Consider the following 8,103-nt stretch of genomic DNA (forward strand, 5'->3'; position numbering starts at 1 on the left):
ACCGGCGCGCAGGGCGCGCCGGGACGAGGAGAGACCCATGGCCAAGATCGAACTGCGGGTGCCGGACATCGGCGACGACAAGGACGTGCCGGTGATCGAGCTGCTGGTGCAGCCCGGCGACGCGGTGAAGCAGGACCAGGGCCTGGTGACGCTCGAGTCCGACAAGGCCACGATGGAAGTGCCGGCCAGCGCCGCCGGCGTGATCACCGAGCTGAAGGTGAAGGTGGGCGACACGGTGTCGGCCGGCGACCTGATCGCCATCGCCGAAGCGGCCTCCGCGGAAGCGCCCTCTCCCCCGGCCCCTCTCCCGGAGCGGGAGAGGGGAGCCAAGCCGGATCAAAGCCCCTCTCCCGCTCCGGGAGAGGGGTTGGGGAGAGGGCCCACCGGCCGCAAGGCCGACGTCGAATGCCGCCTGCTCGTGCTCGGCGCCGGCCCCGGCGGCTACACCGCGGCCTTCCGCGCCGCCGACCTGGGCATGGACACCGTGCTGGTGGAGCGCTACGAAGCCCTGGGCGGCGTCTGCCTCAACGTCGGTTGCATCCCGTCCAAGGCGCTGCTGCACGCCGCCGAGGTGCTGGTGGAAGCCAAACACGCCGCCGCCTTTGGCATCCACTTCGGCGAACCGAAGATCGACCTCAAGGTGCTGCGCGCGCACAAGGAAAGCGTCGTTTCGCAGATGAACAAGGGCCTGTCCGGCATGGCCCGCCAGCGCAAGGTGCGCACGCTCACCGGCGAAGGCCGCTTCGTCTCGCCCAACGAGCTCGAGGTGCGCGGCACCGAGGGCGTGAAGCTCGTGCGCTTCGAGCAGTGCATCATCGCCGCCGGTTCGCAGCCGGTGAAGCTGCCGGGTTTCCCCTGGGACGACGCCCGCGTGATGGACTCCACCGACGCGCTGATGCTGGCCGACATCCCGCGCCACCTGCTGGTGGTGGGCGGCGGCATCATCGGCCTGGAAATGGCCTGCGTGTACAGCGCGCTGGGCAGCCACGTCACCGTGGTCGAGTTCATGGACCAGCTGATGCCGGGCGCCGACAAGGACCTGGTGAAGCCGCTGGCCGACCTGCTCAAGAAGCGCGGCGTGGCCGTACACCTGGGCTGCAAGGTGGCCAAGGTGGACGCGAAGAAGGACGGCCTGCACGCCAGCTTCGAGGGCGCCTCGGTGCCGGAACTGTCGAAGTTCGACCGCGTGCTGGTGTCGGTGGGCCGCGCGCCCAACGGCGGCAAGATCGGCGCCGACCAGGCCGGCGTGCACGTGACCGAACGCGGCTTCATTCCCGTCGACCGGCAGATGCGCACCAACGTGCCGCACATCTTCGCCATCGGCGACCTGGTGGGCCAGCCGATGCTGGCGCACAAGGCCACGCACGAGGGCAAGCTGGCGGCCGAGGTGGCCTTCGGCGAGAAGAAGGAATGGGTGGCGCGCGTCATCCCGTCGGTGGCCTACACCGACCCGGAAATCGCCTGGGTGGGCGTGACCGAAACCGAAGCCAAGGCCAAGGGCCTGGCGGTGGGCGTGGCGAAGTTCCCGTGGGCGGCCTCGGGCCGCGCGGTGGGCATCGGCCGCACGGAAGGTTTCACCAAGCTCATCTTCGACGAGCACACCGAGCGCGTGATCGGCGCGGGCATCGTGGGCGTGCACGCGGGCGACCTGATCGCCGAAATGGCGCTGGCGATCGAAATGGGCTGCGAGGCCTCCGACATCGGCCACACCATCCACCCGCACCCGACGCTGAGCGAATCGGTGGCGATGGCGGCCGAGATCCAGGAAGGCAGCATCACCGACCTGTACCTTCCCCGCAAGAAATAAGCTTCGTGGCTTGCCGCACGGCAAGCCAAAAACCGCTCAGCCGAAAGCGAGCCAGCAGATGGCGCAGAGCACGAAGACGCCGATCACGTCGAGCACGGCGCCCTCGCGCAGCATGTCTTCCGCGCGCACCTCGCCGCTGCCATAGGCGATGGCGTTGGGTGCCGTGGCCACCGGCAGCATGAAGCCCACGCTGGCCGCCAGCACCGCCGGGAACATCAGCAGCGCCGGGTCCACGCCCACCGCCACCGCCGTGGCTGCCAGGATCGGCATCAGCAGCACCGCCGTGGCCGTGTTGCTGGCGATTTCCGAGAGCAGCACCACGCCGCCCACGATGCCCAGCAGCAACAGCGGCAAGGGCAGGGCGTTCAGGCCCGACAGGCCCTGCGCCACCGCCGTGCTCAGGCCCGAACTCTGGAACGCCGCCGCCAGCGCGATGCCGCCGCCGAACAGCACCAGCGCGCCCCAGGGCACGCGTTCCGCCGTTTCCCAGTCCAGCAGCTTGCCGCCGCGGCCGTCCGGGATCACGCACATCGCCACCACCGCCAGCAGCGCCACGCTGGCGTCGTTCGCACCCGGCAGGCCCAGCCAGTGGCTCCAGCCGCCGAAAGGTTCACCGCGCGTCACCCAGGCCAGCGCCGTCAGGCCGAACACCCAGAGCACGCGCTTCTCGCCCGGCGTCCACGGGCCGCTGTCGGGCAGCTTCGCCGCCGGCGCGCCCGCCAGGCCGCGGCCCAGCCACAGCGCCATCAGCGGCAGGAACACCAGCACCACCGGCACGCCCACCTTCATCCAGTCCAGGAAGCCGTAGGCCTGGCCCGTGGTTTCGGCGTAGACCTGCATGAACACCAGGTTCGGCGGCGAGCCGATCGGCGTGCCCAGGCCGCCCACGCTGGCCGCGTAGGCGATCGCCAGCACCAGCACCGCGTGCAGGCGGCGGTCCGGGTAGGTTTCCAGGATGGCCATCGCCACCGGCAGCATCAGCAGCGTCGTGGCGGTGTTCGAGATCCACATGCTGGTCATGCCCGTCGCGGCGATGAAGCCGTAGAGCAGGTGCCGGCCGCTGCGGCCGCCGAAGGCGCGCACCATGCCCAGCGCCAGCCGCCGGTGCGCGCCGCTGCGCTCGAGCGCGCGCGAGAGCATGAAGCCGCCGCCCAGCAGCAGGATCAGTTCGTGGCCGTAGCTCTGCGCCACCTGCTTGGCCTCCAGCACGCCCAGCAGCGGCAGCACCGCCAGCGGCAGCAGCGCCGTCACCGGCCCGCGCACCGGTTCGAACACCCACCACACCGCGCACCAGGCCGTCAGGCCCACCGTGGTGGCGAGCACGTGGTCGCTTCCGCCCAGCACCAGCCAGGCGTAGAGCGCGGCGGCCAGCAGCGGGCCGGCGACCAGCGCGAACGGGCGCGCCCGGTTCACGCGCGCCCGTCGGGGCCGTGGTCGGGGCGCTCGGGCACGTGCGTGTCCTCGCGGCCGCCGGGCAGCTGCGGCATCTCGTCCATGCGCAGCGACAGCGCCGCCTTGGCCATCAGGTGCGCGCTGATCGGCGCGGTGATGAACAGGAAGGCGGTGATCAGCAGCTCGCGCGGCTGCGGGTCGCTGCCGATGAAGGCGTGGTAGCCCACCGACGCCACCAGCAGGCAGCCCACGCCCAGCGTGCTGGCCTTGGTCGGGCCGTGCAGGCGCTTGAAGAACTCCGACAGCCGCACCAGGCCGAAGGCGCCGACCAGCACGAAGGCGCTGCCCACCGCCAGCAGCGCCACCAGGGCGATTTCGACGACGGCGTTCATTCGACGATGTCCCGGCGCACCACGTACTTGCTCAGCACCACCGTCGAGCCGAAGCCCAGCATGGCGATGACCAGCGCCGCCTCGAAGTAGATCGAGGACTTGATGTACATGCCCAGCAGCATCAGCTCGGCGATGGCGGTGACGCTGAGGGTGTCGAGCGCCAGGATGCGGTCGGGCACCGTGGGCCCGCGCAGCAGCCGGTACAGCGACATCAGCATGGCCAGGCTCACCACGAACATGGAGGCCACGATGGCGGGCTCGATCAGGCCCAGGGCGGAACCGGCGGTCGGCGTCACGGGAAGATCTCCATCAGCGGGCGTTCGTAGCGTTCCTTGATGCCGGCCACCAGCGCGTCGCGGTCATCGAGGTGGAACACGTGGATCAGCAGGTACTTGCGGTCCTGGGACAGGGTCGCGGTGAGCGTGCCGGGCGTGAGCGTGATCATGCTGGTGAGCGCGGCGATGCCGTGGATGTTGTCGATCTCGAGCGGGTACCAGACGAAACCGGGGTGGATCGCCGACTCGCGCCCCAGCACCTGCCGGGCCACCACCAGGTTCGACACCAGGATGTCCCAGAGCACGTGCCCGAGCAGCCTGGGCACGCCGCGCAGGTGGCCGATGCGGGCGAATTCGCGGTCGAGCCGGGTGGCGAACAGCGGGATCACCCAGCCCAGCAGGCAGCCGAAGGCGACGTGCGCCGGGTTGAAGGCGTCGTTCATCACCAGCCAGAAGGCCAGGATGGTGAGCGTGAGCGGGAGGGAAGGGAACCAGCGCCGCCGCATCAGGGGTTCCTCCAGGCCGGGGTGGTGTCGCGCACCTGGCGCACGTAGTCCTGCGGCGACATCAGCTGCGCCGCGGCCTGCCGGGTGTACTCCAGCACCGGCGCCGCGCCCAGCGAAAGCGCCACGCCCAGCGCCAGCAGCAGCACCGTGGCCGCCGTCTCCACCGGGCGGGTGGCGGCCGGGCGCAGGCCGGCCACCTCGGGCGAGGGCGGCGGCATGCGCCAGAACAGGTTGCTGCCCGCGCGCACCAGGCCCACGATCACCAGCAGGCTGCTGCCCAGCAGCGCGCTCCACACCCAGGCCACGTCGCCCGCCGGCACCGCCTGCAGCAGCGCCAGCTTGCCCACGAAGCCCGAGAGCGGCGGCAGGCCGGCCACCGACACCGCCGCCACCAGGAACATCACCCCGGCCGCGCGCCGCACCGCGGGCGAGGCCACGGGGTGCGAGAGGTCGCGCATCTCGTCGCCGCGGCCACGCCGCACCAGGTCGGCGATCATGAAGATGGCCGCCGCCACGAAGGTGCTGTGCACCAGGTAATACAGGCCCGCGCCGAGCGCGCCCTCGGCGCGCAGCGAGAAGGCGATGAACAGCGTCGCCGCCGACACCAGCACCAGGTAGGCCGCCAGGATGCGCAGCCGCGGCGCGGCGAGCACGCCCAGCGTGCCCAGGGCCAGGGTGCCCAGCGCGCCCCAGGCGATCCAGTCCTGGCCGTAGCCGGCCAGCGCGCCGGCGGGTTCGCCCAGCAGCAGCTGGCCCACGCGCAGGCTGGCGTAGATGCCCACCTTGGTCATGATCACGAACAGCGCCGCCACCGAGGCCGGCGCCCGCGCATAGGTGTCCGGCAGCCACAGGTACAGCGGCAGCAGCGCCGCCTTGGCGCAGAACACCACCAGCAGCAGGCCCAGCGTGGCCTTGGCCAGCGGCAGGTCGGTGGCTGGCAGCGCCGCGATGCGCGCCGAGAGCTCGGCCATGTTCAGCGTGCCGAACACGCCGTACACCAGGCCCAGCGCCACCAGGAACAGCGTGGACGCGGCGATGTTGAAGGCCACGTAGTGCAGGCCCGCGCGCATGCGCACGCCGCGGCCGCCGCTGAGCAGCAGGCCGTAGGAGGCGATCAGCATCACCTCGAAGAACACGAACAGGTTGAACACGTCGCCGGTGAGGAAGGCGCCGTTGAGGCCCACCAGCTGGAACTGGAACAGCGCGTGGAAGTGCGGCGCGCGCCGGTCCCAGCCCGAGCAGGCATGCAGCAGGCAGGCCGCGGCCAGCACGTTGGTGGCCAACACCATCAGGGCCGAGAGCCGGTCCACCATCAGCACGATGCCCAGGTGGTTGGGCCAGTCGCCAAGCAGGTAGGCGGTGACGCCGCCGCCGGACGCCAGCCCCGCCAGGGCGACGGCGGCGGCCAGCGTGGCCAGCATCGAGGTCCAGGCCACCGCGCGCTGCGCCACGGCGCCGAAGCGCCGGTGCTCGGCGAACAGGCACAGCGCGCCGCCCAGCAGCGGCAGCAGGATGGGCAGGATGGGCAGCTGGGTCATCGGCCCGCGTCCTCGCGGCCGTCGACGTGGTCGCTGTGGTTGTCGGCGCGGCTGCGCATGGCCAGCACGATGGTCACCGCCGTCATCGCGAAGGCGATCACGATGGCGGTGAGCACCAGCGCCTGCGGCAGCGGGTCGGTGTAGCCGGCGCTGGTGGCGGCGATGCCTTCGCGCAGCACCGGCGGCTTGCCGGCCACCAGGCGCCCGCTGGAGAAGATCAGCAGGTTGGTGCCGTAGGAAAGCAGGGTGAGGCCGAGGATCACGTCGAAGCTGCGCGCACGCAGCACCAGGTAGACGCCGGCGGCCACCAGCAGGGCGATCGCGCTGGCCATGGCCAGTTCCATCAGTCCACCTCCGCGGTCAGGGGCGAGCGGCGCGCCGGGTCGAGCACGCCGGTGCGGGCCACGCGAAGGCGCGAGGGCTTGAGGGTGCCCATCATCGACAGGATCAGCATGGTGCCGCCGAACACCACCAGGTACACGCCCAGGTCGAAGGCCGCCACGCTGGGCAGCGGGATCTTGCCCAGCAGCGGCAGCGACAGGTAGGCGTGGCCGCTGGTGAGGAAGGGCAGGCCGAAGCCCATGGCCGCGATGCCGGTGATGGCGGCGAGGGCAAGGCCCACCGCCACCAGCCGGATGTAGTCGAAGCCGAAGCGCGACTCGACCGAGGCGGCGCCCTGGATGACGTACTGGATCAGCAGCGGCACCGCCAGCGTGAGGCCGGCGATGAAGCCGCCGCCGGGCGCGTTGTGGCCGCGCAGGAACAGGAAGATCGACACCGTGAGCGTGAGCGGGAACATGATCTGCGCCAGGTCGGCCGGCACCGGCAGCTTGGCGGGCGCGCCCGGCATCACGGCCTCGGGCGCCATGCGCGCGCGCCGCAGCATGGCATGCACCACCAGCGCGGCGATGCCGAACACGGTGATTTCGCCGAAGGTGTCGAAGCCGCGGAAGTCCACCAGGATCACGTTCACCACGTTCGCGCCCCAGGCCTCGGGCAGCGAGCGCGCCAGCAGTTCGTCGGCGATGCCCACCGGCGGCCGCGTCATCATGGCGTAGGCCAGCGCGCCGGTGCCCAGGCCCGCGGCGGCGGCGATGGCGCCGTCGCGCAGGCGGCGGCCCCAGCGGCGCTCGGGCGCCGAGGTGGCGGGCAGGTAGTGCATGCCCAGCAGCAGCAGCGACAGGGTCACCATTTCCACCAGCAGCTGCGTCAGCGCCAGGTCGGGCGCCGACAGCGCCACGAAGGTGAGGCTCACCGCCAGGCCCACGCCGCCCATCACGATCACCGCCAGCAGGCGCTGCCGGTAGTGCACCAGGGTCAACAGCGTGGAGCCCACCAGCAGGCCCCAGAGCACCCAGTCGAGCCGGCCCATGGGCTGGCTCAGCGCCAGGTCGGGCAGCGGCGGCCCGCCGCCCGGCCAGGCAGCCAGGTAGGGCGCCACGCCCGCCGCCACCGCCACCGCCACCAGCGCGGCCAGGCTGCGCTGCAGGCTGCCGTTGGAAATGGCCTTGGTGGCGCGCTGCGCGGTGCGGAACAGCGTGTCGATGTTGAGCCGGAACAGCCGCTGGCCGGTGGCGCGCACCACCACGGCGTGCAGGTCGAACAGCCGGCGCAGCCCGAAATAGAGCGCGATGCCGGCGAGCACGCCGGCGGCGCTCATGGCCAGCGGCAGGTTGAAGCCATGCCACAGCGCCAGGCTGTAGTCGGGCACGTCCGCGCCCAGCACGCCGCGCGCGCCGGCCCCGAGCACGGTGCCGATGGTCGGGCCCGGCGCGATGCCCACCGCCAGGCAGGCCAGCACCAGCAGGCCCACCGGCACGCGCATGAACAGCGGCGGCTCGTGCACGTCCGCCTCGACCGCGCGCGGGCCTTCGCCGAAGAAGGTGTCGTGCACGAAGCGCAGGCTGTAGGCCATGCCGAACGCACCGAACAGCAGCGCCGCCGCGGGGATGCCCAGGCGGACCAGGTCGTTGCCTTCGACCGCCAGCGCCTCGGCGAAGAACATCTCCTTCGACAGGAAGCCGTTGAGCAGCGGGATGCCGGCCATGGCCAGGCTGGCCAGCACCGCCAGCGTGCTGGTCACCGGCAGCAGGCGGCGCAGGCCGCCGAGCCGGCGCATGTCGCGGGTGCCGGTTTCATGGTCGATGATGCCGGCGGCCATGAACAGCGAGGCCTTGAAGGTGGCGTGGTTGA

The 8,103-nt window shown here is 71.7% G+C and carries 8 protein-coding genes; 1 reads left to right on the plus strand and 7 read right to left on the minus strand.

The features are described from left to right. The first annotated feature begins 37 nt into the window (after positions 1 to 37). Positions 38 to 1,807: a dihydrolipoyl dehydrogenase gene (gene lpdA, locus ACE3Q2_RS06845; RefSeq protein ID WP_374473514.1), complete on the plus strand. Its 1,770-nt coding sequence runs from the start codon at positions 38 to 40 to the stop codon at positions 1,805 to 1,807. Positions 1,808 to 1,843: 36 nt separating this feature from the next. Here lpdA and ACE3Q2_RS06850 read toward each other — a convergent pair whose 3' ends face one another. From ACE3Q2_RS06850 to mbhE, 7 genes are all read right to left on the minus strand, one after another. Continuing rightward, positions 1,844 to 3,220, minus strand: a complete 1,377-nt coding sequence (locus tag ACE3Q2_RS06850) for a DASS family sodium-coupled anion symporter (RefSeq protein ID WP_374473515.1) — start codon at positions 3,218 to 3,220, stop codon at positions 1,844 to 1,846. Continuing rightward, entirely contained in the window at positions 3,217 to 3,591 is a 375-nt protein-coding gene (locus ACE3Q2_RS06855; protein ID WP_374473516.1) for a Na+/H+ antiporter subunit G, read from the minus strand. The genes ACE3Q2_RS06850 and ACE3Q2_RS06855 overlap by 4 nt, the downstream gene beginning before the upstream one ends. Further along, on the minus strand, positions 3,588 to 3,830 hold the full coding sequence (locus ACE3Q2_RS06860) for a K+/H+ antiporter subunit F (protein ID WP_374473521.1): 243 nt from the start codon (positions 3,828 to 3,830) through the stop codon (positions 3,588 to 3,590). The genes ACE3Q2_RS06855 and ACE3Q2_RS06860 overlap by 4 nt, the downstream gene beginning before the upstream one ends. 53 nt (positions 3,831 to 3,883) lie before the next feature. After that, the gene (locus ACE3Q2_RS06865; RefSeq protein ID WP_374473517.1) at positions 3,884 to 4,372 is read right to left on the minus strand and encodes a Na+/H+ antiporter subunit E; all 489 of its coding nucleotides are present in this window, start codon (positions 4,370 to 4,372) and stop codon (positions 3,884 to 3,886) included. After that, complete coding sequence (locus ACE3Q2_RS06870; RefSeq protein ID WP_374473518.1) at positions 4,372 to 5,910, minus strand: monovalent cation/H+ antiporter subunit D; 1,539 nt, start codon at positions 5,908 to 5,910, stop codon at positions 4,372 to 4,374. Before ACE3Q2_RS06870 ends, ACE3Q2_RS06865 begins: the two co-directional genes overlap by 1 nt. Beyond that, positions 5,907 to 6,254: a Na+/H+ antiporter subunit C gene (locus tag ACE3Q2_RS06875; protein WP_374473519.1), complete on the minus strand. Its 348-nt coding sequence runs from the start codon at positions 6,252 to 6,254 to the stop codon at positions 5,907 to 5,909. Before ACE3Q2_RS06875 ends, ACE3Q2_RS06870 begins: the two co-directional genes overlap by 4 nt. Continuing rightward, positions 6,254 to 8,103, minus strand: a 1,850-nt coding sequence (mbhE, locus tag ACE3Q2_RS06880; RefSeq protein ID WP_374473520.1) for a hydrogen gas-evolving membrane-bound hydrogenase subunit E, incomplete at its 5' end; no start/stop codon positions are given. The genes mbhE and ACE3Q2_RS06875, both read right to left, overlap by 1 nt.

This window comes from Arenimonas sp., from assembly GCF_041913985.1.
Taxonomy (GTDB): Bacteria; Pseudomonadota; Gammaproteobacteria; order Xanthomonadales; family Xanthomonadaceae; genus Arenimonas.

Coding starts and splice junctions, on each gene's coding strand:
- ACE3Q2_RS06855 (WP_374473516.1), bottom strand. CDS start 3,591: ATGAACGCCGTCGTCGAAATCGCCCTGGTGGCGCTGCTGGCGGTGGGC.
- ACE3Q2_RS06865 (WP_374473517.1), bottom strand. CDS start 4,372: ATGCGGCGGCGCTGGTTCCCTTCCCTCCCGCTCACGCTCACCATCCTG.
- ACE3Q2_RS06860 (WP_374473521.1), bottom strand. CDS start 3,830: ATGTTCGTGGTGAGCCTGGCCATGCTGATGTCGCTGTACCGGCTGCTG.
- ACE3Q2_RS06875 (WP_374473519.1), bottom strand. CDS start 6,254: ATGGAACTGGCCATGGCCAGCGCGATCGCCCTGCTGGTGGCCGCCGGC.
- lpdA (WP_374473514.1), top strand. CDS start 38: ATGGCCAAGATCGAACTGCGGGTGCCGGACATCGGCGACGACAAGGAC.
- ACE3Q2_RS06870 (WP_374473518.1), bottom strand. CDS start 5,910: ATGACCCAGCTGCCCATCCTGCCCATCCTGCTGCCGCTGCTGGGCGGC.